Below are 23,492 nucleotides of genomic sequence, written 5' to 3'. Positions count from 1 at the left end.
TTTTTTATCTTTTTTTCTTATAACGTACGAGGTTTATACTTTGCTGCCATTTCTGCAAATAATTTAATATGTGCTGGAGTTGTTCCACAACACCCTCCTAATATATTTACAAGTTGATTTTCCATATACACTTTAACTTTCTCAGCCATCATTTCCGGAGTCTCGTCATATCCTCCCAAAGGATTGGGTAAACCCGCATTGGGATGTGCGCTTATAAAAAATGGACTTTTATTCGATAATATTTCTAAATATTGAAAAAGTTGATCTGCTCCTAAAGCACAATTGAGCCCGATAGACAATAAAGGTATATGGGATATTGAGGTTAAGAATGCTTCGGTGGTTTGTCCAGATAATGTTCGCCCAGCAGCATCAGTTATAGTTCCAGATGCCATTAGAGGAAGTGATTTTTTAGCTTCCATAAAGGCATCTTCTATACCAAAAAATGCAGCTTTGGCATTTAAAGTATCAAAAATTGTTTCTACCAATAATAGGTCTGCTCCTCCTTCTATAAGAGCCAAGGTTTGTTCTTTATATATGTCAGCAAGAAAATCAAAATCTACCTCCCGATACGCAGGGTCATTTACATTGGGTGATATAGAGGCCGTCTTAGATGTGGGACCTATAGAACCCGCTATAAAAAGTGGCTTATTTCCATATTTCTTATAATATTCCTCTCTAGCTTCATTCGCTACTTTTACAGACTCAATATTTAACTCCCGAACATACTCTTGCATATCATAATCTGCCATAGATATTCGGTTAGAATTGAATGTATTAGTTTCTACTATATCTGCTCCCGCTATAAAATATTCTAAATGAATCTTTTTAATAATTTCTGGTTGCGTGATGGACAATAAATCATTATTCCCCTTTATATCTTTATGCCATGTTTTAAATTGACTACCCCTAAAATCTTCTTCTTTCAACTGGTATTGCTGGATCATAGTCCCCATGGCTCCATCTAAAATCAATATCTTTTCTTTTAAAATATCTTCTATTTGCATAAATTTATTTTTCATCCCTGTTAGCCAATATAAATAAACCACGACTTACCAAAGGGTTAAAAGCAAAGATAAAATTTATACCGCATCCAAAGAATTTATTAAAAACAAAATTTTCGTTAATTTATATTTGATCAAATTCTAAATCTAATAGAATTTCAATACTTTTATCCACTACAGAAATTCCTTGAGGGTTAATTTTATTGTAATTAACCCCAAAGTCTTCTATATTAATTGATGTTGTCATTTCTAAGTGAATAGAATTCTTTATCGAGTTTTTTGTTCCATTTAAATATGTCTGATTAAAAATTATTTTCTTAGTAATACCTTTAATAGTTAATTCTCCTATTAATTTTTTACCTAGAAATTTAGATGTACTTGAAAATGTAATTCTAGGAAATAATTTAGAATTTAAAAAATACGGAGATTTCACATGCTCATCTCTAAAATGCATATTGGACTTTAGTGATGAAGTATCAACAGTAAAATAAAGTTCTAAATAATCTAAATTACCCGTTGGTGAGTATAAAGTAGCTTCAAATTCAAAAAACTCAAATTCTAATGTTGAAATTCCATTATGTTTAACGTAAAATAAAAAATTTGAATTGAGTTTATTCAATCCCCATTCTTTTGAATATATTTCATTGTAATTTACAATACACAAATCCTGATTAAATACATCAGACCCCATAAAATTATTCGTTTTTTAGTGATAATTCTATTATAATATTCAAAAAATATTCCATGAATAATTATTTACCATCCACTATAAAAATCTTTTAAATTCCTTTTTACAAGTTCATGAAGGAATCAAATTGATTTATATAAAAATTAGAATAAAATATTACCTAATTTCAATGATTTTTTTATTATATATTTGCAAATTAATTTTTCACACCTAGGCAATAATTGAAGAATGAGTAATAAATTTCAGGAATATAAAGGGCTTGACCTAAATAAATTTGCTAATGAAATTTCCAATTTTTGGAAAGAAAATAACATTTTTAAACAAAGTATTACTTCTAGAGAAGGAAATCCACAATATGTTTTTTTTGAAGGCCCTCCTTCTGCCAATGGTATGCCAGGGATTCATCATGTAATGGCTAGAACCATTAAAGATATCTTTTGTAGATACCATACATTAAAGGGAAAACAAGTTTATAGAAAAGCAGGCTGGGATACTCATGGATTACCGGTTGAATTAGGGGTTGAAAAAGAATTAGGAATTACCAAGGAGGACATTGGAAAAAAAATATCTGTTGAAGATTATAACAAGGCTTGTAAAGAGGCAGTGATGCGCTACACAAGTGTTTGGAACCAATTGACTGAAAGAATTGGGTATTGGGTGGATACTGATAACCCTTACATTACCTACGATCCAAAATATATGGAAAGCGTATGGTGGTTATTGAAACAAATTTATAATAAAAATCTTCTATATAAAGGTTATACCATTCAACCTTATTCGCCGAAAGCTGGAACCGGTTTATCTTCGCATGAATTAAGTTTACCCGGAGCTTATAAAGATATCACAGACACAACGATTGTTGCTCAGTTTGAGGTCATTAAAGAAAGTACCACTTTGTTTAATGATTTAGACGGAGCTGTTTATTTATTGGCTTGGACAACTACTCCATGGACGTTGCCTTCAAATACTGCATTAACAGTTGGAAAAAATATAGATTATGTTTTAATCCAAACCTTTAATCCTTATACATTTAAACCTATTCAAGTAATTCTAGCGAAATCTTTAGTAAGCAAGCAGTTCAATAACAAGTTTTTAGAAACTGATTCTAATACGGATTTTGAAAATTTTAAACCCGAAGATAAAAAAATTCCTTATAAAATTTTAGCTAACTATAAGGGAGAGCAACTTTTAGGTATTAGATATAAACAATTACTTCCATGGGCTACTCCATATCAAGATGCTGAAAAAGCTTTTGTAGTAATTAGCGGAGATTTCGTAACTACTGAGGATGGAACTGGAATTGTACATACAGCCCCTACATTTGGTGCTGATGATGCCAAAGCGGCTAAAGCTTATGGAGTTCCCCCAATGCTTGTCTTAGATGAAAATAGTAACCCTGTACCATTAGTAAATTTACAGGGCAAATTTATTGACCTATTGCCTCAACCTTTTGGTGGAAGATATGTAAAGAATGAATACTACATGGAGGGAGAAGCACCTGAACGTTCTACAGATGTTGAACTGGCTATCCTTTTAAAAACTGATAATAAGGCTTTTAAAGTAGAAAAATATACACATAGCTATCCGCATTGCTGGAGAACGGACAAACCAATATTGTACTATCCTCTGGACTCATGGTTTATAAAAATCCCGGAAGTAAGAGATCGTATGGTTGAATTGAATAAGTCCATAAACTGGAAACCAGAAGCTACGGGTGCTAAGAGATTTGGTCATTGGTTGGAAAATGCTAATGATTGGAATTTGTCTAGATCCAGATACTGGGGAATCCCATTGCCTATATGGAGAACGGAAGATGCTAAGGAAGAAATTATCATTGGTTCATTAGAAGAACTTATGATTGAGATTGATAAGTCTGTTAAAGCAGGTTTTATGGACAAGAATATTTATGATGGATTTGTTGCCGGTGATTATTCTGAAGATAATTATAAGCAAGTAGATCTTCATAAGAATATCGTAGATCAAATAATATTAGTTTCAGAAAGCGGAAAACCGATGAAACGTGAAACTGATTTGATTGATGTTTGGTTCGATTCGGGTTCCATGCCATACGCTCAATGGCACTATCCTTTTGAAAATAGGGAAATGATTGATAATAAAATTTCTTATCCGGCAGATTTTATAGCAGAAGGCGTAGATCAGACTCGTGGTTGGTTTTATACATTGCATGCTATTGGAACTATGGTTTTTGATAGTTTAACCTATAAAAATGTTATTTCCAATGGCTTGGTGTTAGACAGCAAAGGAAATAAAATGTCTAAGAGTAAAGGAAATGCGGTAGAACCTTTTGAGACCTTGGATCAGTACGGTCCAGATGCTACTCGTTGGTACATGATATCAAACGCACAACCTTGGGACAATTTAAAATTTGATCTGGAAGGAATTGATGAAGTTAGAAGAAAAATATTTGGAACTTTATATAATACCTATTCTTTTTTCGCTTTATATGCAAATGTGGATGGTTTTGTTTATAAAGAAGAAGATATAATTTTTTCTGAAAGAAATGAATTAGATCAATGGATATTGTCTGAACTTAATCTATTGATTGAAACCGTTGATAATTTTTATGCTGATTATGAGCCTACTAAAGCTTTAAGAGCAATTAATACTTTTGTTATTGATAATTTAAGCAATTGGTACGTACGTTTGTCCCGAAGACGTTTTTGGAAAGGTGAATATTCTCAAGATAAAATTTCTGCTTATCAAACCCTTTACCATTGTTTGCTTACCGTAGCTAAATTGATATCTCCGGCCGCACCTTTTTACTCAGATCATTTGTATAGAGATCTAAACTCTATCACTCAAAAAGAAAATTTCATTTCTGTTCACTTATCTGAATTTCCTGTAAAGGTGAACTCAAATATTAACCAATCTCTTCTAGAAAGAACCCATCTAGCTCAACAAATTACTAGCATGGTATTTTCTTTAAGAAAAAAGGAGAATATTAAAGTGCGTCAACCTCTTCAAAAAATAATGATCCCAATTTTAGATGAAAATCATAAATCGGATTTAAAAAATATTATTCCTATAATCAAACAAGAGGTAAATGTAAAAGAGGTTCAATTACTTAATGCTAAAGAAGCTTCTGATTTAATTGTAAAAGCTGTTAAGCCAAACTTTAAAGCTTTAGGACCTAAATTAGGGAAAGATTTAAAACAGGTAACTCAAGAATTACAGAATTTAACGAATACCCAAATTCAAGAATTTGAATCAAATGGAAATATAACTATTCAGGGTTATGTTTTAACTCTTGAAGATGTAGAAATTAGAACCCAAGATATCACTGGTTGGCTTGTTGCTACAGAAGGGAGATTAACCGTTGCATTAGATATAACAATTACTCCAGAATTAAAATCTGAAGGTATTTCTAGAGAATTGGTAAATAGAATACAAAACTTGAGAAAAGATAATGGTTTAGAAGTAACCGATCGAATTTCCTTAGAAATCCAAGCGGATCAAGAAATAAGAGCTGCTATTGAGCAAAATAAAGAATATATTTGTTCTGAAACATTGACCGATCAATTCCTATTTAAGGACTCCATTATTAATGGTACAGAGCTGGAATTAGACGACTACCAAGTTTATATAATCTTAAAAAAAATATAATTATTATGGCTGAAGATAGATTAAGATATTCAGATGAGGAATTGGAAGAATTCCGTAAATTAATTTTAGATAAAATTGAAATCGCAGAGAAAGATTTAGTTATGTTAAAGGAATCTTTCGTTAATGATTTAAATAATGGTACAGATGATACTTCTCCTACATTTAAGGCCTTTGAAGAAGGATCTGAAACTATGAGTAAGGAAAGTAATGCACAGCTTGCATCAAGACAAGAAAAATTCATTCGAGACCTAAAAAATGCTTTAATACGAATTAATAATAAAACTTATGGTATTTGTAGAGTTACCGGAAAGCTCATTGACAAAGAAAGATTGAAAGCAGTTCCTCATGCAACTCTAAGTATTGAAGCAAAAAATATGCAATCCTAACATGAAAAAAGTTCTTTGGATTACTTTTATCATATTATTTATTGATCAAGCTTCAAAAATTTATATAAAAACTCATTTTCATTTGGGAGAACAACTTCCTATAATTGGAAGTTGGTGCAATCTTACCTATGTTGAAAATCCAGGAATGGCTTATGGTGTTCAATTGGGTGGATTTTTAGGTAAAATTGGGTTAAGCATTTTACGTTTGGTTTTAATAAGTTTTATGGCTTATTATATAAGTAAGTGGGTAAAAAAAGCAAATTCTTGGTATTTTATTATTCCTGCCGGATTAATTTTTGCAGGTGCCATTGGAAATTTAATCGATAGTATTTTCTATGGTGTTATGTTTGATACAGGGACCACTTATAATGCTTTAAGTCAATCATGGTCAGAATATCATGGAATTTCAAAATTAGATTTTAAAGGTTATGCTCCTTTGTTTGGTGGATGCGTGGTAGACATGTTTCATTTCCCAATTATTGATACACATTTACCTAGCTGGGTTCCCATTTGGGGAGGAAATAGAATACAATTTTTTAATTATATTTTTAATGTTGCAGATTCCTCAATAACCATTGGCGCAATTCTATTAGCATTAATATATTTCTTCAAACCAAATGCTTTACCTAAAGAGTGGCTAAAATAATTTGAAAAATAATTTATCTAATTTTTTTATGCCTTCTGCAAAAATTATGGCAAGTATTAGATTGGTAATAAACATCATTGGTAACAATATTGCCCAATCTAATATATTTCTTAATAGATAAACAAATAGGAATATTATTGAAGCACTAATGCCTTGTGCAAAATAGTAGTAAATAGCATTTTTTCCTATGTATATTAAAAAATTGCTCTTATGAATAACTATTTTATCTTTAAGATATAATATAGCTGTTAAGGAAAATAATGAATACAACAAATAAATAATGTTAGGTGGAAATTTATCTATATTGTCTAAATATATATCAATTCCTAGTATATAAAAAATTATAAAATATGAGCTTACTAGAGCTATTGTGAAATATAGATAAGTTATTTTAAAATTTTTATTTTTAAAATAATATCCTAACATAAATATAAATAGATAAAATACTACATAATCTATATCTCCTGACTCATACCTATAAATCCATGTTAAAAAATTAATGAGCGTAAATAATATAATCAATAAAGGTAAGTAATATTTTTCAGCTATAAATTTTAATACTAATTGAGCTGTAATCGCAACAAAAAAATATATTTTAAGATACCACATAGAACCCATAACAACAGGTAAAGGAAAAGAGTCTGAGTAATCGTGTACCCACCAAAGCAAAAGTTTATATACGTCGATTTTCTGTGTGTATATGGCATGTGTAATATAGATTAATGTTACAAAAAACATGTACGATAACTGTAACTTGCCTAACCTAATAAAATTCTTTTTAATGTTTATTGATGTGGTTAATCCACTTAATAAAAAAAATATGGGTACATCAATGAGCAGGCTAACACTTCTAAAAAAATCTGGAACATAGGAAACGCCAGACCAAAAACTAGTATGAATAAAAATTACTCCAATACAAGCAATTCCTTTAATGAGATCGATATAAAGATTTCTTATCACGCAGATTTATAATAATATTGCGCAAATATATTATATAAAATAATTAATAAAAATTTTTATTCGTCTATTTGATTAATTGAAATATAAAATATCCTTTAAACAAGTGTATCTTAGATTTTCAATAGCTTTAAAGTTTATAAACTAATTTTTATTTATAATATTTTATAATTAAAGTTAGCATTTGATATAATTACATTAAATTGAAGCTATATCGTTTTGTGTTTCTAAATAATCCCAATCTCCTCTCACTCTTAAAACCTGTTCAATTACATCTCTTACGCATCCTTTACCACCTTCGAGTGGCGATATATAATCAGCAACAGTCAAAATTTCCGAACAAGCATCTTTAGGAGCTGCTCCAAATCCAACTCTTGACATAACTTCGTAATCAGGCAAATCATCTCCCATGTATAGTACCTGATCAGATTTAAGATTATATTTGTAAATAAAATCTTCTAAATCTGCCCATTTATACGTGGAATTTAAATAGATATCTGTGATTCCTAGATAATTTAAGCGCGAAACTACGGATGCATCTCTTCCACCTGTAATTATGCCTATCTTATATCCTTTTTTTAAGGCAAATTGTAAGGCGAAACCATCTTTCGTATTGGTACTTCTAATCATCTCCTTATTCATAAGAATTATACTTCCATCTGTCATCACTCCATCTACATCAAATACAAATGAAGTAATAGAATTTAGTTTTTCCTTATAATTTTTCATGATATAATTTTATTATTGACTCTGTTAATAAATTATAAATTTGGAATAATTTTGAATCTGTAGCCTCTAGAATAGATAAATGCTTCTCTATCACTGATTTATCTAATCTTCTCGCAGGTCCCGTTTGTGCATCATAGGGAGATACACCATCTACTAGTTTGTCTACACCTTCTTTAATGATTGATTTTAACGCATCAAAAGGTATCTCTTGTTTTTTACAAATTTCTTCTGCAATTAAATATAGATGATTTGTGAAATTATTTGCCCAAACTCCAGCCATATGAATCTTCATTCTTTTTTCATAATCAACAAGATAAGATTCTTCTGAAATCCTTTCAGCTAAAGCTAGTAAAGCACCTTCATCAGACGAATTTTCTGCTTCAATGAAAAAAGGTATTTTATCATATTCCAAAGATCGTCCTTGCGTAAAGGTTTGCAGTGGATAAAAAACTCCTTTTCTATATTTCCCTTTTAAAGCAGATATAGGGGTTGATCCAGATGTATGAACTACTAAACAATCATCAAAAGGTATGTAATATGAGATCTCTGATATAGCATCGTCAGAAGTACAAATAATATATATATCCGCCTTTTTAATTTCTGAAATTTTATCTGTATAACTTATGTTGTAATTCTCCGCTAAAAGTTGGGCTTTAGATAATGTTCTATTAAATATTTGTACTAGGTTTACCGTATTTTCCAGTAAAGCTCTTGTTAAATGATAAGCTACGTTTCCAGCTCCTACAATTACAACTGTTTTAAACATTTTTTAAATTTTAATTTCTTAATTCAGCTTTAAATTCCCTTGAATAAATATTAATTAAATTATTCATAACGGCATCAATTTCCGAATCGGTAAGGGTCTTTCTCTCGTCTTGGATGATAAAGTTTAAGGCGTAAGATTTTTTTCCAACCGGTAATTTTTCACCTTCATATACATCGAAAAGATTTATTGACTTTATAAGTATTTTTTCTTCATTAAAGGCTGTTTTATAAAGATCAAAATAATTAACATTTTTATCAACTAATAGAGCTAAATCTCTGCTTGATCCGGGGAATTTTGAAATCTCTTCAAATTTCAATGCTTTTCTTTTAGTTGATAAATCTAATATATTATCCCAATCCAATTCAGCAAAATAGACTTCATTTTTAATTCCAAATTCTTTAAGCTGACTAGGAGAAATAATAGATATTTCTCCTAAATAGGTATTATTCATACTTAGCTCAATACCTTCATCATATAAATTGGAATGAATAGGTTTTTCACTAGGTTGTATTCCTAAAGAATTTAAAAGTTGATAAACTATACCTTTTAAATGGAAAAAAGAGCTTCTATTCTCTTTAGATATCCAATTGTTGGATTGAAAATTACCAGATAATATTAAACCTAACTTTTTATTTTCAAGATAGTTATTTCCAGAAGTTTTAAAATAAACTTTACCTAATTCAAATAATTTAATTTCTTTTTGATTTCTATTATAATTAAAAGATACCGTTTGTAGCATTCCGTAAAGTAATGTTTGCCTCATTACAGATAAGTCTGAACTTAAAGGATTAAGTAATTCTACATAATTGGTATCTTCCATCTTTTTAGTAGTAATGGAATTATTTAAAACCTCATAAAATCCATTAAATTTCAGTAAATTAGTTATACTATCTTCTAAAAGATCTTCCTCATTCTGTTGATTATTATCATAGGTGAATGAAAATTTTTCTGGTATGTCTATATGATTGTATCCATATATACGAGCGACCTCTTCTATTACATCAATTTCTCTAGTAACATCAACTCTATAGGTTGGCACATTTAAGTCTAAAACATCATTTACATCACTTATAATAGTAAAATCTAATGATTTTACTATTTCTTTTATTTGATCTCTATGTATTCGCTTACCTAATATTTGATCAATTTTATGATATCTTAGTACTGTATTGACTTCTTTTATAGGTTGAGGATATTCATCTATAATTTCGCCAACTAAGGTTGCATTAGCCAGTTCTTTAAATAATTCTGCAGCTTTTTTTAACGGTAATAAAGTATTGTTAGGATCTACTCCTCGTTCAAAACGAAAAGAAGAATCTGTACTAATTCCTTCTTTTTTAGATGTCTTTCTAATGGATATTGGATTAAAATAAGCAGACTCTAAAAAAATATTTTTTGTGGTGCTACTTACACCTGATTCTAAACCACCATAAATTCCTGCAAGGCAAAGTGGTTGATCTTCGGAATCTTTAATCACTAATTCTGTTCCATCTAGATTTCTTTCCACATTGTCTAGAGTAACGAATTTAGTTCCTTTTTGAACACTACCTACTTTAAGTTTATTTCCCTTAATTTTATCAGCATCAAAGGCATGTAGCGGTTGCCCATAAGAATGAAGAATATAATTTGTAATATCTACAGCATTATTAATTGGTGTTAATCCAATTGTTCTTAATTTCTTTTGCAACCACTCTGGAGAAGGTTTAACTTCAACGTCTTTTAAATATATCCCTGAATATCTAGGACACAAATTCGCATCTTCAATCTCCACTTGAACAGGATTCGTATTTTCTTCATCCAGTTTAAATTCTTCTATGGAAATAGGTAATAATTCTGATTTTACTTTTCTGCTTTTTAAAGCTGATGCTAGATCACGAGCGACACCAAAATGACTCATTGCATCCGTTCTATTGGGGGTTAAACCAATCTCTAAAGTATAATCACTTGAAGTAGTTAAAATTTCTTTGATAGGCATACCCAATTTTATATGACTATCCAGAACCATAATACCCTCATGGTTCTCACCAATTCCTAGTTCTTCTTCTGAACAAATCATTCCAAAAGAATCTTCACCCCTAATTTTACTTTTTTTTATTTTAAATTCTTTACCTTCTTTATCATAAAGAATAGTACCAATGGTAGCTACTGGAACTTTTTGACCAATATCTACATTAGTAGCACCACAAACAATTTGAAGTATCTCATTTTCATTAATTTTTACTTGTGTAATCTTGAGTTTATCTGCATTCGGGTGCTTAATACAATCTATCACTTCTCCTACAACAACTCCGTTAAAATTAGACTTTGCAGATTCTACTTTATCAACACCTTCAACTTCTAATCCTATATCTGTTAAAACTGAAGCTACTTTTTCTACTGAAAGATCAGTCTTAATATAATCATTTAGCCAATTGTAAGAAATTTTCATTACTCTATACTATTTAAATAAAAAATTCTTATGCAAAAGTAAAATTTACATAAGAATTTTAAAAATTATTATTTTAATTCTTTTATTGATTCAACATTACAGGCATTACTAACATCAAAATATCCTCATTATCGTCTTTGCCATCCACCGGCTTAATTATACCTGCTCTGTTGGAAGTTGACATTTCGAGCGTAATATCTTCTGAAGAGATGTTATTTAACATTTCATTTAAAAACTTGGAATTAAAGCCTATCTTTAATTCTTCGCCATTGTAATCACAAGGAAGACTCATTTCTGCTTTATTTGCAAAATCCAAATCTTCTGCACTTAATTTTAATAAATTACCGTTCAAAACTAAACGTACCTGTGAAGTAGATTTATTTGAGAAAAGAGATGCTCTCTTTAATGAACTTAAAAATAGCTGTCTGTTTATCGTTAAAACATTAGGATTTTCTTTAGGTATCACAGCATCATAATTGGGGTACTTACCATCAATCAACCTGCATACCCATTGGGTTTCATTATATGTAAACCTAGCATTTGTATCATTAAAATCAATCAATACTTCATCATCATATGCAGCCAGTGCATTTTTTAATAAAATTAATGGCTTTTTAGGCATAATAAATTCTATTGGTTCCTCGGAAACTGAATCTTTACGCGTATATTTCACTAAACGATGTGCATCCGTAGCAACAAAACAGCTTTCTGATTCATTAAATTGGAATAATATACCTGTCATTACCGGGCGCATAGCATCATTACCCGTAGCAAAAATGGTGTTATTTATTGCTTCAGCTAATACTGAAGCTTTAATTTTTAATGACTTTTCAACTTCAATTTCAGGAATTGAAGGATACTGATCCACATCATCCAACGCTATGAAATAGTTGTCTTTTTCATCCACGATTTCCAGCTGATTCTCTTTCTTAGAAAAAGTTAAAGGTTGTTCAGAAAAAGTTTTTATAATATCTGTTAGTAACTTAGATGGCACGGCAATCCTATCTTTATCTTCACTTTGAACTCCTATGCTAGTCTTCATAGTTGTTTCACCATCTGAACCATAAATAGTTAAACGATCCTCGTCCAAATCAAATAAAAAATTCTCTAACACAGGTAAAGATGAATTACCTCCGGTAACTCCACTGATAAGTTGCAATGCCTTTAATAGATCACCACTTGAAACAATAAATTTCATATTCGAATCTTTGTTAAATTCCTTAATCTTTACAAAAATAGTTTTTTAATAACAAAAATCACTTATTATTTTTTATTTTTTTCTTAATTTAAGGATTTCAATTCTAAAATTGATTTCTAGAAGTTTTAAGTTAAATCTATCTTCTTTATATTTTTTATAAACTAATATTAAAGATACCCGCGGTTCAATTAAGCAATTATGGTTTTTAAGATGTTAATATTTCGATTATTTAATTTGTTTATCAGTTGTATAACAGTAAGCGCCATTATTTTAGATAATATTCTGTTTTTAAATCCGTCAAAAGATTTAGCATAGTTTCGGCGAATCATAAATTGGTCGCATAATTGAGAAAATAATGTTTCAATGCGTTTTCTTGATTTTCTAAACAGATAAGTCTGTGGCTTATAGTCTTTTTGATTGCTACGCATTGGAACTTCAAGTTTGATTTGATTGTTGGGAAATAAATCTCTCTGATAATCAATGCTTAAATAGCCTTTGTCTCCTAGAATAGTACAATCAGAATACATCGATTTTATGTTTTTAAGGTAATGAATATCATGTATTGAAGCCTGTGTTAAATCAAAATCGGTAAATACTCCATCAATAGTACAGACAGCATGGAGTTTGTAACCATAATAATGATTTCCTTGAGAAGCACAATAACCTTTATCCGGTGCTGTCAGGTAGGTTTCTTTACAGATAGAACTTCTCAAACTACGACTTAACTTACAGACCTCTAGGGGCATACTATCTACTATATATAAATCTTGTTTACCAATGCTTTGTACCAAATCTTTTCGTAATAATTCTCGATGATAAAACAAACCTCGTTTTCTACGATTATAAACACTTCTTTATACTCTTGAATTCAAATTATCAGGGAGTTTCCTAAATAAATCCCTCTCTGAATCAACTCCCATGAACTCAGAAGTTAAGTCTATAGCTATCAACTCTATATCTGATAGTTTAGGCTTGCGTATTTGATTTCTAAAGTTCATTGTACTTTCTATGGATTGTAAAGTTTCCAATATTTTTTCGTAACTTCGAGTGAAGTTGTTCATGTATTTAATCGTTTGGTAGACAATTAAATATAGTCATTTAATTGAAAATGAACAACTTTTATTTTATTATTCTAAATGCACCACGGGTTAAGGTGTCTTTATTTATTATTGATACTATGTTTGATAAGATATTTAAATAGCAACTTGTGTTATTTAAAAGATTGAATTTATATTTTCACAAAATCCATAACTATCTCCAAATAAAAAAGATTAGTTATTACTTAAAAAATTTATATCTTTGTAAAACGTATGCATAATAATCATTTAAAAAAAATATTGGAATGTATCTAACAACAGAAATTAAAAAAGAAATTTTCGCTAAACACGGTAAGAATGAGAAAAATACGGGTAGCGCAGAAGGGCAAGTTGCCTTATTTACTTACAGAATTAATCATTTAACTCAACATCTTAAAAAAAATCATAAAGATTTTAATACAGAAAGAGCTTTAGTTGCTTTAGTGGGTAAAAGAAAAAGTTTACTAGATTACCTTAAAAAGAAAGACATCAATCGATACAGAGCTATCATTGGTGAATTAGGTATTCGTAAATAAATCATATAGAGGCAATTATTTTAAAATTGCCTCTATATTTTTAAACGTAAAAGAAGAAAATTTCCTATTGTGTTTTTTAGTGAGTTCTAACCATTTATTAAACACACAGAGCACTGAATTCTATTAATCTTAATATCATTTTAATAGACTTGAGTGTTCTCTATGTTTTCTGGTAAGTTTGCTAAAGTGAAATGCAAAAAGTCATTTATCTTCTTTTTTATTATATAATATTTTAATTTAAAGAATTAGTTTTATGGAAATTCCAAAAGCAATTACTGAGAAAATTATTCTAGATGATGGTAGAGAAATCATTTTAGAAACCGGAAAGTTAGCTAAACAAGCAGATGGCTCTGTTGTAGTTAAATGTGGAGGCACTATGTTATTAGCTACTGTAGTTGCCGCAAAAGAAGCAAATCCTGGAGTAGATTTTTTACCTCTAACTGTTGATTATAGAAATAAATTTTCTGCAGGCGGACGTATCCCCGGAGGATTTATGAAAAGAGAAGGTAGACCTACCGATGAAGAAATTTTAACCATGAGATTGGTAGATCGTGTACTACGCCCACTTTTTCCTAATGATTTTCATGCTGAAATTCAGCTCATGATTCAACTAATATCTTACGATGGTTCAATACTACCAGATGCTTTGGCAGGCTTAGCTGCCTCAGCTGCAATTGCTATTACAGATATACCTTTTAAAGGTCCTATTTCTGAAGTTAGAATTATTCGACAAGATGGAAGATATACTATAAATCCTAGTCTAGCTCAAATGAACCAAGGGTTTGATTTAGATATTATGGTAGGTGCATCTAAAGATTCAATTGTAATGATTGAGGGGGAGATGTCCGAAATTTCTGAAAAAGAAATGATTGAAGCGATTGCACATGCTCACAACGCAATTAAAGAACAAATTGTAGCACAAGAAAAATTAGCTTCTAAAGTTGAAAAGTCTTTGATTAAACGTGAGTATTGTCACGAAGAACATGACGAAGAGCTAAGAAAAGAAATTACTGAATTTGCCTTTCAAAAAGTTTATGACATTGCTAAGAATCCTTCAAATAAACACGAAAGAAGTGATAAATTTCATGCTATCTTAGAAGAATTTTTATCTAAATATTCAGAAGAAGAAAGAGCTGAAAAAGAATCTTTAGCATCTACTTATTTCCACGAAGTACAAAAAGATGCAGTAAGACAGCTAATCTTAAATGAGGGTATTCGTTTGGATGGAAGAGATACCAAAACGATTCGCCCTATTTGGTGTGAAGTTGATTATCTTCCTGGCGCGCACGGTTCAGCAATATTCACACGAGGAGAAACTCAATCTCTAACCACTGTAACTTTGGGATCTTCTTTAGATGCCAACCGAATTGATGATGTAATTTTTCAACATGAAGAGAGATTTTACTTGCATTACAACTTCCCTCCTTTTTCAACGGGTGAAGCAAGACCTATACGTGGTGTCTCTAGAAGGGAGATAGGTCACGGAAACTTAGCCCAAAGATCTTTGAAACAGATGATTCCTTCAGATTCTCCGTATACTATAAGAATTGTTTCTGATATATTAGAATCCAATGGTTCTTCCTCCATGGCTACCGTCTGCGCTGGTACTTTAGCGTTAATGGATGCTGGTATACAAATTAAAAAACCTGTTTCTGGAATTGCAATGGGGTTAATTACAGATAAAGAATCTGGAAAATGGTCTGTTTTGTCTGACATATTGGGCGATGAAGATCATTTGGGAGATATGGATTTCAAGGTTACCGGAACTGCCGATGGCATAACCGCTTGCCAAATGGATATAAAAATTCAAGGATTATCATTTGAGATTATGGAACAAGCCTTGAATCAGGCTAGAGATGGTAGATTACATATCTTAGGTAAAATCATTGAAACTCTTCCTTCTCCTAATTCTCAATTGAAACCTAATGCTCCTAAGTTAATTCGTTTAGAAATTCCTAAAGATTTTATTGGTGCTATTATTGGTCCTGGAGGAAAAATTATTCAACAGTTACAAAAGGATACAGAAACTATTATAACTATTGAAGAAAGTGATGACTTAGGCAAAATAGAGATTTCTGGTGTTGACCAATCTAAAATTGATGAGGCTATAGCTAGAATTAAACAAATTGCCTTTGTTCCTGAAGTTGGAACCATTTACAAGGCGAAAGTTGTTTCTATAAAGCCTTTCGGAGCTTTTGTTGAAATTTCTAAGGGAACCGAAGGATTAGTTCATATTTCAGAATTAGAATGGAAGAGAGTTGAAAAGGTGGAAGATTCTGTAAATTTAGGCGATGTTATTGAAGTAAAATATTTAGGTATGGATGATAAGAAAAAAATGAAATTATCTAGAAAAGATACTTTACCTAGACCGGAAAGAACTGATAAAAAGGATAAAACCGAAGAATAATTTATTCTTCAATTAAAAAACGGTAAATATTAATTTACCGTTTTTTTTAATTTTCCGGTTATTAGTTTATATTCAAATTCTAAGGTCTAATTCATATTTATTTTTTTTATGAAAACTTTGGTAGAATCGTCTTTATAAAAATATACATTTGCATATAAATATTTATTACTAAAATTGTCATAAAAATATTCTTTAATCGTATCTTGAAAGCTTCCATTTTTTAAATACCCTTCTATATTTAAAACACCATATCGATCATACTTTTTTAAATACCCAGTTCCTTCCTTACCTAAATCTACAAAATACAAGGTATCTCCATTAAGATTTAAGGCTAAGTATTCATTTATGAGATTATCATTAGGATCTAGAAAATATTGCAAGGTTAATTTACCTTCATAAAACTCCTTTTGCTTCCCTATCGGATGATTTTTTCTAAAATTTAAAAGAGATAATGTATCTCCATTAGAATCAAATTCTAAAGAAACACCGTCTCTTTCTCCCAATTGATTAAAAGTAATATACTCAGAAAGGGTTGTTCCGTAAAAATATTTTTTCCATATACCAATATGTTTTCCTTCTTTTAATTCTCCTTCCTCAAAAGAATTAATGCCTCCATAACCATAAATTTTAACAAATCCATGAAGGGAATTATTTAAAGAGTTTATTTCTATAGAATCTTTTTTAACAGTAAAAGTAGAATCCGTAAAAAATACGATTTTAATTGGTGCCTGGATCTCTTCTTTTTTACTACATGCAAATAAAAAAATACTGATAGCTAGAAGAAATAAAAAACTTCTATTCATAATTATTGAGCTCTTAAAAATCTAATATTTGAATTTTCAATCTCTCTAGTATCACCAAACATTCCTTCACATTTTTCCGTTCCAAAATCGGTAGCACCTCTGCCTGCTCCTCTTGAGCAAAAATCATCATCAAAAAATAATTGCCCTCGATGAACTCTAATTACAATTTCCACATGAGTTCCTCCAAAAGCAGCAATATCTCCAGCCAATAGATTTTTTTTATCAATCAATTTCATTCTTGAACTTTCTCCATTCCATATTTGTTTGGCTGATAGGTATTTTCCTGAAACTACTGTATTTATACCAGCAAAAAACAATGCTTCTCCAACGAAGAAATTACAAGCCCAACCCTTATTACCCCCATAAACAACTACTAAATAATTGGAATTCCACTTATCATATCCTTTTTTAATTGAATCATAAGCGTTTTTATTTACATTATATTCATTTACTCCTGAAAGTAATAATATATATTTTTTCTGTGCTATATTTAATTCCCCACTACTCCACCATTTTTCAAAGGATGATTTTATAGGAAAAAAAAATGGTTTTTTAGAACCTCCTAATAATAAATTTTTGGTCAGAAAATACCCTTTACCACCATAGAAATCTTTATAAGAATTCATTATAATATTATCTTTAGCTAACTTTTCAGTTGATTCTACAATTTTTGAATTCATAGATTTAAATTATAAATCCAGTAAATATATATATTTTATGTTATTTTTTTATATATGAGTGCTTTATTTTTAAATATAAATTATTTATTATGGTTTATTTTATGTTAATAAATATGTAAAAACTAATAGGCTTTTATTGAAATTTTAAATTACTTAAGGACATTTTTAAAAAAATTCTTTTTAAATTATCTAATAGTAATTTTATTCAATTCTTCCTCTTAACTTATCTCTGTAAAGGTGTTCATTTTCTTGCTCCATGCATACAAAAAATACTTTATTTAAACTTATGTTTTCTTTTTCCAAAAAGTTAATGACTGAAGAAATTGCTATTTCAGCAGCCAAGGGTTTAGGAAATTTATAAATCCCTGTACTTATATTAGGGAAAGCGATAGATTTCAATTGCAATTGATTCGCTATTTTTAACGAATTAATATAGCATAAACTTAATAATTCCTTTTCTTTATTTATTCCTCCGCTCCAAACTGGCCCTACTGTATGAATGACATATTTGGATGGCAGGTTACCCGCAACTGTATATACAGCTTCTCCTACTTTACATCCGCCCTGTCTTGATCGAATTTTTTTACATTCTTCCAAAATTTCAATCCCTCCTTTTCTGTGTATTGCCCCATCTACTCCACTTCCTCCTAATAATGACGTATTTGCAGAGTTAACTATTCCATCTACTTCTATATTCGTAATATCTGCACTACAAACTTCAATTTTCATTGTTTCAATATTTTTCTTTAAAAATACATTTTATATCCACATAATCTGTTAACCAAACTCCATTTTCTGAACAGTGAAATATAATTCCATCTTTATATATTTGGTTTGAACATATGGTTAATACGACAGTCTTTCCATGCCTACACCCTACTTTTAATGCAGTGCTTTCATCTACACTTAGATGCACAAATTGCCGACTCATTTTTTGGATTCCTTTTTCATTTATAGAAGGAAGAAATTTTACCGCTGTTCCGTGATATAGGTATTCGGGCGGGCATACAGACTTAAATTCCATATTTATAGATATGGAATGTCCTTGATTGGCTCTTATTTTGGTTTGATCTTCATTAAAAGAATATCTTTTCTTCTCATTGGTATCAACAATTTCTTCTAAATCTTTCTTTGTGAAATTTACATTATTCATCACTGATTTTTGGATTAAATCATCAACATCTGCCCATCCGTTTTCATCTAAATTCAACCCTATTTTTTTAGGTTCATGTCTTAAAATAAAACTTATAAATTTTCCTATTTCGATTTTATTTTTTTATTCATAAGTCAATATAAAATATTAATTATATTTAATTTATTCTAAAAATTTCGTATTTTAAATTACAATCTTTAGCTACTAAACTCCATTTAATAATTAAGTTTACTTTTATCTTCAACTTGTTTGGCTAATTTTTGAGCTATAACACTTACCACAATAAGTTGTAAAGCATGATACAACATAGTAGGTAATAATATAACCCCTAAGGACATTGAATTAGGAAATAAGACTTTAGACATAACTGTTCCATGTACTAAAGATTTTTTGGAACCACAAAAAGTAGCTGTAATTTTATCTTCTCTATTGAAATTTAATAATCTAGATAGTAATGTTATCAAGTAGTAAGCAATAAAAAATAACACAACCATACCTGCCCCACATAAAAATAATTTGGTGATACTAAATCCGTCAAAGGCATGTTGTGTAAAAGATTCACAAAAGGCTGTATAAACGATGGATAATATTATGGCTTGATCAAACTTTTTTAACCCTTTATTATATTTTTTAGCAAACTCTCCTAAATATTTGTTGAGTATAATCCCTACAATTACTGGTATAATAACTTGTATAACCAATTGAATCATTACGTGCCCTAAGGCTGGACTATTATTTTGTCCTGAAATTATTAATCCAACCCATAAAGGAGTTACAAAAACCCCTAATAAACTTGAGATACTGGCATTGAATATAGCTGCAGGGATATTTCCTTTAGCAATTGATATCATTACTACTGAAGATGAAACAGTAGATGGTAAAGCTGCTAAATAGAATATACCTAACCATAATTGTTGGTTTTCAGCACCTGTAAATAATCCTCTTAAAGGCAAAATTAATAATGGGAATACTATAAAAGTAAAAAGATGAATTAAGATGTGTAATTTCCAATTTGATAGACCTGCTTTTAAATCCGATAAACTTAATCTTAATCCATAAAATAAAAATATAACAGATACTCCTATATTGGTTAAACTTTTTAATGAAAATGTTCCTTCTGAAGAACCTAGCGATGGAAAAAAATAGGCAAGAATAATCATTAAAAGGAGTAATATTAAAAACTCGTCAATTCCAATTTTTTTCAATGTTTTCATTACTATTTTATAATTTTTAAAAAGTTTATTAATTTTTAATATGAGTTTCAATGGAACGAAATTTCGAAAAAATTTATATATTGAAATCTAAGTTGAGAAAGTAACAATTATAAATTTACATCTCTTAAAATTAATGTTTATAAAATAAATTTTAGATATTTTACGACAATAACCACTATTATTTATATAATATAATATAATCAATTATTAAATTTTATATAAATATTTTTACTAGAACAATTGAGCAATAAAATAATTTTTCTAAAGTTCAAATAAATAAGCTTGTTATAAATAATTAGTTAATTTTTGTACTTCTCTTCTAATTCTACATCCATTTTATCATAGGTATCTATAATCTCTTTTTTAGGCTTTTCAGTGCAAAGGCTTATTATAATGATCATTACTAACGAAAGAAAAAATGATGGAATTATTTCATAAATCCCTGTTTTATCATATAAACCTGCATATACCCAAACTAAAACTGAGATTCCTCCAGTTAGCATACCAGCCAAAGCTCCCCAGGCATTGGTTCTTTTCCAAAATAAAGAAAGTATAATTAACGGACCAAATGTTGCACCAAAACCAGCCCATGCATTGCCTACTAAATTTAAAATACTATCTCTGGGAGTAAGCGATAATATAAAAGCTATTATAGCTACCCCTAATACTGAAAGCCTGCTAACTATCATCGCTTGCTTTTCTGTGGGTTTTTTATTTATAAATGCTTTATATACATCTTCTGTAATTGAGCTTGATGTAACCAAAAGTTGTGAAGATATAGTACTCATAACCGCAGCCAAAATAGCAGAAAGCAAAAATCCAGATATCAATGGATGAAACAATACTCTTGCAAAATAAATAAAAATTGTTTCAGCTTTTTCTTTAGACGAATCAAAAATCATCATACTATCAATATCATATTTATGTAAATAAGCAATCCCTATTAAACCCACGAGCAGTGCTCCCCCAACCGTAAAGATCATCCAACTTATACCTATTCTTCTAGCTTTAATTAAATCTTTCACAGAGTCGATAGCCATAAAACGAACCAGAATGTGGGGTTGTCCACAATACCCTAACCCCCAACACAATAAGGATAAGACACTTACTTTAGTTGTACCAGTAAATAAACTCAAATAGGTATTATTTTTGTTTTCGATGATTTCCAGCGTATCCATAGGCCCACCTAAAATCACAACCGCAACAATAGGTACAGTAACTAGAGCTAATACCATTATAGTCCCTTGTACAAAGTCCGTAAGACTAACGGCAAGAAAACCTCCTAGAAATGTGTAAACAACTACAACCAAACTAGTGAGACACAAGCCTACATTGTAATGCATACCAAAAGCAAACTCGAATAATCTTCCCCCAGATACCATACCTGCAGAGGTATATAAGGTAAAGAAAATTAAAATTAAGACAGACGATATAACCCTTAAGAGCCTTGATTGATCTTGAAATCTATTTTCAAAAAACACAGGTAAAGTAATGGAATTACCTGCCAATTCTGTATATATTCTCAATCTAGGCGCTATATACAAATAGTTTAAATAGGCTCCCAATGTAAGACCTATGGCAATCCAAGAAGCCGACAATCCGGAAATATACATTGCTCCAGGAAGCCCCATAAGTAACCATCCACTCATATCTGCTGAACCAGCAGATAAAGCTGTAACTGCAGCCCCCATTTTTCTACCCCCTAATAGAAATTCTTCAGTATTTGCCGTTGATTTTTTATAAGCATAAAAACCTATGGCTACCATTAAAATAAAGTATAGACTAATTGATATTAGCTCGTATAAATCCATTTTTCTTTGATTAATAAAGATTTTTACAAATTAAAAAAAGAATTCTAAAATCTAAGGAATTTTTAATGAATATTTTGTATATATATCTATAATTTCTTTTTCTTTCTTACATTTGCTATTATAATTCATCCTTATGAAGGAATATAAATCTATTCTTATTGTTTTAGTTAAATTTTTCTGTGTTTATTTAGTTTTAATAGGTCTTTATTATTTATACTTAAATTTCTATCAAAATAAACTACAAACTTGCGATCCTTATACTGAAATTGTAGCTAAACAATCTGCTACTTTATTAAATTTTGTATCGGTAAATAGTATGGCAATACACATCAATCATAATAATTTTATGTTTTTTGCCATAGATAGTAAAATCAGTAGTATTGTTAACGAAGGCTGTAATGCATTATCTGTAATAATACTTTATATAGCTTTTATCATCGCTTTTGCTAATACTTGGAGAAATACAACCATCTTTTTACTATCATCAGTCTTAATTATATATATAACAAACCTTATTAGAATTGCTTTTTTAAACTATATATTTCACACCTTTCCCAGTTATTCAAATTTAGCACATGATTATATATTCCCGGTTATTATATATGGAATAATTATATTTTTATGGATGGTGTGGATTAAATTTTTTGTTCTAAATAAACCTGCCTACGTAAATGATAAGAACAATTAAAATCTTTGGAATTATAATTTTTATTTTAGGTTTAATCTTAGTTAGAAGATATGAAAGTTCTCTCTTTTATGATCCTTTCTTAGAATTTTTCAAAAAATCAAATTTTAATCATTTATCACCCCCAAACTTCCATACAATACGTTTATTTATTTCCTTATCATTAAGATATAGTCTCAATTTAATTCTAAGTCTATTAATTATTTATTTATGGTTTGGCGATAAAAAAATCAGCGTTTTTTCCTTTTATATATTTACGATAGGATTTGCGATATTTTGCGCGTTATACTTTGTTTCAATATGCACAAACTTTAGTTTAGGCTATATGCCTACCTTTTACATACGCAGAATATTAATACAACCTATATTTCTATTGATATTAATCCCCGCCATTTACTACCATAAACATTTAAAGAAAACTAATTCCCCAAATTATTCTCGGTAGAATTCTCAGTTATTTGGTTGGTTTCAGTAGCAACTTTTTCTGATAATTTTTCCTTTAATTCTTTTCTTTTAATACTTTGAGATTTACCTATATATCCCCCAATAGCCCCTAAAATTAATCCTAAACCCGCACCAAATAAAGATCCGATAACTAACGGAAAGGTAAATATTGGATCCGTACCGTTATGTTGTAAATATGCAATTGCTCCTCCAATGATTAAACAAAGAATACCTATTATAATTGAACTTTTCATATTTTG

General features: G+C 29.8%; 21 protein-coding genes and 1 pseudogene. 7 read left to right on the top strand and 15 right to left on the bottom strand.

Annotated features, from left to right (window positions below; translation table 11 throughout):
• Positions 1-17 precede the first annotated feature (17 nt).
• The gene (locus ETU10_RS06200) at positions 18-1,004 is read right to left on the bottom strand and encodes a homocysteine S-methyltransferase family protein (protein WP_246118426.1); all 987 of its coding nucleotides are present in this window, start codon (positions 1,002-1,004) and stop codon (positions 18-20) included.
• A gap of 121 nt (positions 1,005-1,125) precedes the next feature.
• Positions 1,126-1,692, bottom strand: a complete 567-nt coding sequence (locus tag ETU10_RS06195) for a YceI family protein (RefSeq protein ID WP_146261776.1) — start codon at positions 1,690-1,692, stop codon at positions 1,126-1,128.
• A 225-nt stretch (positions 1,693-1,917) separates the two neighbouring features.
• Between ETU10_RS06195 and ileS the strand changes: the two genes are divergently transcribed.
• The 3 genes from ileS to ETU10_RS06180 are packed head-to-tail and all read left to right on the top strand — an operon-like array spanning position 1,918 to position 6,345.
• Entirely contained in the window at positions 1,918-5,313 is a 3,396-nt protein-coding gene (gene ileS, locus ETU10_RS06190; protein WP_146310718.1) for an isoleucine--tRNA ligase, read from the top strand.
• A gap of 5 nt (positions 5,314-5,318) precedes the next feature.
• Positions 5,319-5,699 (top strand): TraR/DksA family transcriptional regulator, encoded by a 381-nt coding sequence (locus tag ETU10_RS06185; protein ID WP_146261778.1) that lies wholly within the window; start codon positions 5,319-5,321, stop codon positions 5,697-5,699.
• 1 nt (position 5,700) lies between these two features.
• The gene (locus ETU10_RS06180) at positions 5,701-6,345 is read left to right on the top strand and encodes a lipoprotein signal peptidase (RefSeq protein WP_146261779.1); all 645 of its coding nucleotides are present in this window, start codon (positions 5,701-5,703) and stop codon (positions 6,343-6,345) included.
• Here the strand turns inward: ETU10_RS06180 and ETU10_RS06175 are convergent.
• The 6 genes and pseudogenes from ETU10_RS06175 to ETU10_RS06150 all read right to left on the bottom strand — a co-directional run bounded on the left by ETU10_RS06175 (position 6,337) and on the right by ETU10_RS06150 (position 13,484).
• Complete coding sequence (locus ETU10_RS06175; RefSeq protein WP_185145065.1) at positions 6,337-7,305, bottom strand: acyltransferase family protein; 969 nt, start codon at positions 7,303-7,305, stop codon at positions 6,337-6,339. The two genes, ETU10_RS06180 and ETU10_RS06175, sit on opposite strands and share 9 nt — an antisense overlap.
• 195 nt (positions 7,306-7,500) lie before the next feature.
• Positions 7,501-8,031 carry a KdsC family phosphatase gene (locus ETU10_RS06170; protein WP_146310714.1) on the bottom strand — a complete coding sequence of 177 codons (531 nt, stop codon included), beginning with the start codon at positions 8,029-8,031 and terminating at the stop codon, positions 7,501-7,503.
• Positions 8,018-8,797: a Rossmann-like and DUF2520 domain-containing protein gene (locus ETU10_RS06165; RefSeq protein WP_146261782.1), complete on the bottom strand. Its 780-nt coding sequence runs from the start codon at positions 8,795-8,797 to the stop codon at positions 8,018-8,020. The genes ETU10_RS06170 and ETU10_RS06165 overlap by 14 nt, the downstream gene beginning before the upstream one ends.
• A gap of 10 nt (positions 8,798-8,807) precedes the next feature.
• Complete coding sequence (pheT, locus tag ETU10_RS06160) at positions 8,808-11,225, bottom strand: phenylalanine--tRNA ligase subunit beta (RefSeq protein ID WP_146310712.1); 2,418 nt, start codon at positions 11,223-11,225, stop codon at positions 8,808-8,810.
• A gap of 82 nt (positions 11,226-11,307) precedes the next feature.
• A complete protein-coding gene (gene dnaN / locus ETU10_RS06155; protein ID WP_146310710.1) occupies positions 11,308-12,423 on the bottom strand; it encodes a DNA polymerase III subunit beta in 1,116 nt (371 codons plus the stop codon).
• 188 nt (positions 12,424-12,611) lie between these two features.
• Positions 12,612-13,484: pseudogene (locus tag ETU10_RS06150) on the bottom strand (IS982 family transposase).
• 281 nt (positions 13,485-13,765) lie between these two features.
• Between ETU10_RS06150 and rpsO the strand changes: the two are divergent.
• Positions 13,766-14,035, top strand: a complete 270-nt coding sequence (rpsO, locus tag ETU10_RS06145; protein ID WP_146310708.1) for a 30S ribosomal protein S15 — start codon at positions 13,766-13,768, stop codon at positions 14,033-14,035.
• 253 nt (positions 14,036-14,288) lie between these two features.
• Positions 14,289-16,442 (top strand): polyribonucleotide nucleotidyltransferase, encoded by a 2,154-nt coding sequence (gene pnp, locus ETU10_RS06140; RefSeq protein WP_146310706.1) that lies wholly within the window; start codon positions 14,289-14,291, stop codon positions 16,440-16,442.
• A gap of 86 nt (positions 16,443-16,528) precedes the next feature.
• On the opposite strand, the gene ETU10_RS06135 is transcribed toward pnp, so the two are convergent.
• The 6 genes from ETU10_RS06135 to putP form a co-directional block, all read right to left on the bottom strand.
• Positions 16,529-17,245, bottom strand: coding sequence for a toxin-antitoxin system YwqK family antitoxin (locus ETU10_RS06135; RefSeq protein WP_146310704.1), 717 nt, complete (start codon positions 17,243-17,245; stop codon positions 16,529-16,531).
• 2 nt (positions 17,246-17,247) lie between these two features.
• Positions 17,248-17,925, bottom strand: a complete 678-nt coding sequence (locus tag ETU10_RS06130; protein WP_146310702.1) for a hypothetical protein — start codon at positions 17,923-17,925, stop codon at positions 17,248-17,250.
• Positions 17,926-18,126: 201 nt separating this feature from the next.
• Positions 18,127-18,654: an O-acetyl-ADP-ribose deacetylase gene (locus ETU10_RS06125; RefSeq protein ID WP_146310700.1), complete on the bottom strand. Its 528-nt coding sequence runs from the start codon at positions 18,652-18,654 to the stop codon at positions 18,127-18,129.
• 4 nt (positions 18,655-18,658) lie between these two features.
• Entirely contained in the window at positions 18,659-19,192 is a 534-nt protein-coding gene (locus ETU10_RS06120; RefSeq protein ID WP_146310698.1) for an RNA 2'-phosphotransferase, read from the bottom strand.
• 101 nt (positions 19,193-19,293) lie between these two features.
• Positions 19,294-20,292 carry a bile acid:sodium symporter family protein gene (locus tag ETU10_RS06115; protein WP_146310696.1) on the bottom strand — a complete coding sequence of 333 codons (999 nt, stop codon included), beginning with the start codon at positions 20,290-20,292 and terminating at the stop codon, positions 19,294-19,296.
• A gap of 299 nt (positions 20,293-20,591) precedes the next feature.
• Positions 20,592-22,103, bottom strand: coding sequence for a sodium/proline symporter PutP (gene putP, locus ETU10_RS06110; protein WP_146310694.1), 1,512 nt, complete (start codon positions 22,101-22,103; stop codon positions 20,592-20,594).
• 133 nt (positions 22,104-22,236) lie between these two features.
• On the opposite strand from putP, the gene xrtF reads away from it, so the two are divergent.
• Positions 22,237-22,791: an exosortase family protein XrtF gene (gene xrtF, locus ETU10_RS06105; protein ID WP_146310692.1), complete on the top strand. Its 555-nt coding sequence runs from the start codon at positions 22,237-22,239 to the stop codon at positions 22,789-22,791.
• Positions 22,775-23,233, top strand: a complete 459-nt coding sequence (locus ETU10_RS11425) for an exosortase F system-associated membrane protein (protein ID WP_146310690.1) — start codon at positions 22,775-22,777, stop codon at positions 23,231-23,233. Before xrtF ends, ETU10_RS11425 begins: the two co-directional genes overlap by 17 nt.
• Here ETU10_RS11425 and ETU10_RS06095 read toward each other — a convergent pair.
• Entirely contained in the window at positions 23,208-23,486 is a 279-nt protein-coding gene (locus tag ETU10_RS06095; RefSeq protein ID WP_146310688.1) for a hypothetical protein, read from the bottom strand. The two genes, ETU10_RS11425 and ETU10_RS06095, sit on opposite strands and share 26 nt — an antisense overlap.
• Between the last annotated feature and the right edge of the window lie 6 nt (positions 23,487-23,492).

This window comes from Apibacter muscae, from assembly GCF_007845595.1.
GTDB lineage: Bacteria > Bacteroidota > Bacteroidia > Flavobacteriales > Weeksellaceae > Apibacter > Apibacter muscae.
Note: the sequence above shows the minus strand (reverse complement) of the source record. Positions and strands in the feature narration are given on the sequence as shown.

What these genes read in the sequence shown, in the direction of transcription:
- ETU10_RS06200 (WP_246118426.1), bottom strand. Translation starts at nt 1,004, where the DNA reads ATGCAAATAGAAGATATTTTAAAAGAAAAGATATTGATTTTAGATGGA.
- ETU10_RS06195 (WP_146261776.1), bottom strand. Translation starts at nt 1,692, where the DNA reads ATGGGGTCTGATGTATTTAATCAGGATTTGTGTATTGTAAATTACAAT.
- ileS (WP_146310718.1), top strand. Translation starts at nt 1,918, where the DNA reads ATGAGTAATAAATTTCAGGAATATAAAGGGCTTGACCTAAATAAATTT.
- ETU10_RS06185 (WP_146261778.1), top strand. Translation starts at nt 5,319, where the DNA reads ATGGCTGAAGATAGATTAAGATATTCAGATGAGGAATTGGAAGAATTC.
- ETU10_RS06180 (WP_146261779.1), top strand. Translation starts at nt 5,701, where the DNA reads ATGAAAAAAGTTCTTTGGATTACTTTTATCATATTATTTATTGATCAA.
- ETU10_RS06170 (WP_146310714.1), bottom strand. Translation starts at nt 8,031, where the DNA reads ATGAAAAATTATAAGGAAAAACTAAATTCTATTACTTCATTTGTATTT.
- ETU10_RS06165 (WP_146261782.1), bottom strand. Translation starts at nt 8,797, where the DNA reads ATGTTTAAAACAGTTGTAATTGTAGGAGCTGGAAACGTAGCTTATCAT.
- pheT (WP_146310712.1), bottom strand. Translation starts at nt 11,225, where the DNA reads ATGAAAATTTCTTACAATTGGCTAAATGATTATATTAAGACTGATCTT.
- dnaN (WP_146310710.1), bottom strand. Translation starts at nt 12,423, where the DNA reads ATGAAATTTATTGTTTCAAGTGGTGATCTATTAAAGGCATTGCAACTT.
- rpsO (WP_146310708.1), top strand. Translation starts at nt 13,766, where the DNA reads ATGTATCTAACAACAGAAATTAAAAAAGAAATTTTCGCTAAACACGGT.
- pnp (WP_146310706.1), top strand. Translation starts at nt 14,289, where the DNA reads ATGGAAATTCCAAAAGCAATTACTGAGAAAATTATTCTAGATGATGGT.
- ETU10_RS06135 (WP_146310704.1), bottom strand. Translation starts at nt 17,245, where the DNA reads ATGAATAGAAGTTTTTTATTTCTTCTAGCTATCAGTATTTTTTTATTT.
- ETU10_RS06130 (WP_146310702.1), bottom strand. Translation starts at nt 17,925, where the DNA reads ATGAATTCAAAAATTGTAGAATCAACTGAAAAGTTAGCTAAAGATAAT.
- ETU10_RS06125 (WP_146310700.1), bottom strand. Translation starts at nt 18,654, where the DNA reads ATGAAAATTGAAGTTTGTAGTGCAGATATTACGAATATAGAAGTAGAT.
- ETU10_RS06115 (WP_146310696.1), bottom strand. Translation starts at nt 20,292, where the DNA reads ATGAAAACATTGAAAAAAATTGGAATTGACGAGTTTTTAATATTACTC.
- putP (WP_146310694.1), bottom strand. Translation starts at nt 22,103, where the DNA reads ATGGATTTATACGAGCTAATATCAATTAGTCTATACTTTATTTTAATG.
- xrtF (WP_146310692.1), top strand. Translation starts at nt 22,237, where the DNA reads ATGAAGGAATATAAATCTATTCTTATTGTTTTAGTTAAATTTTTCTGT.
- ETU10_RS11425 (WP_146310690.1), top strand. Translation starts at nt 22,775, where the DNA reads ATGATAAGAACAATTAAAATCTTTGGAATTATAATTTTTATTTTAGGT.
- ETU10_RS06095 (WP_146310688.1), bottom strand. Translation starts at nt 23,486, where the DNA reads ATGAAAAGTTCAATTATAATAGGTATTCTTTGTTTAATCATTGGAGGA.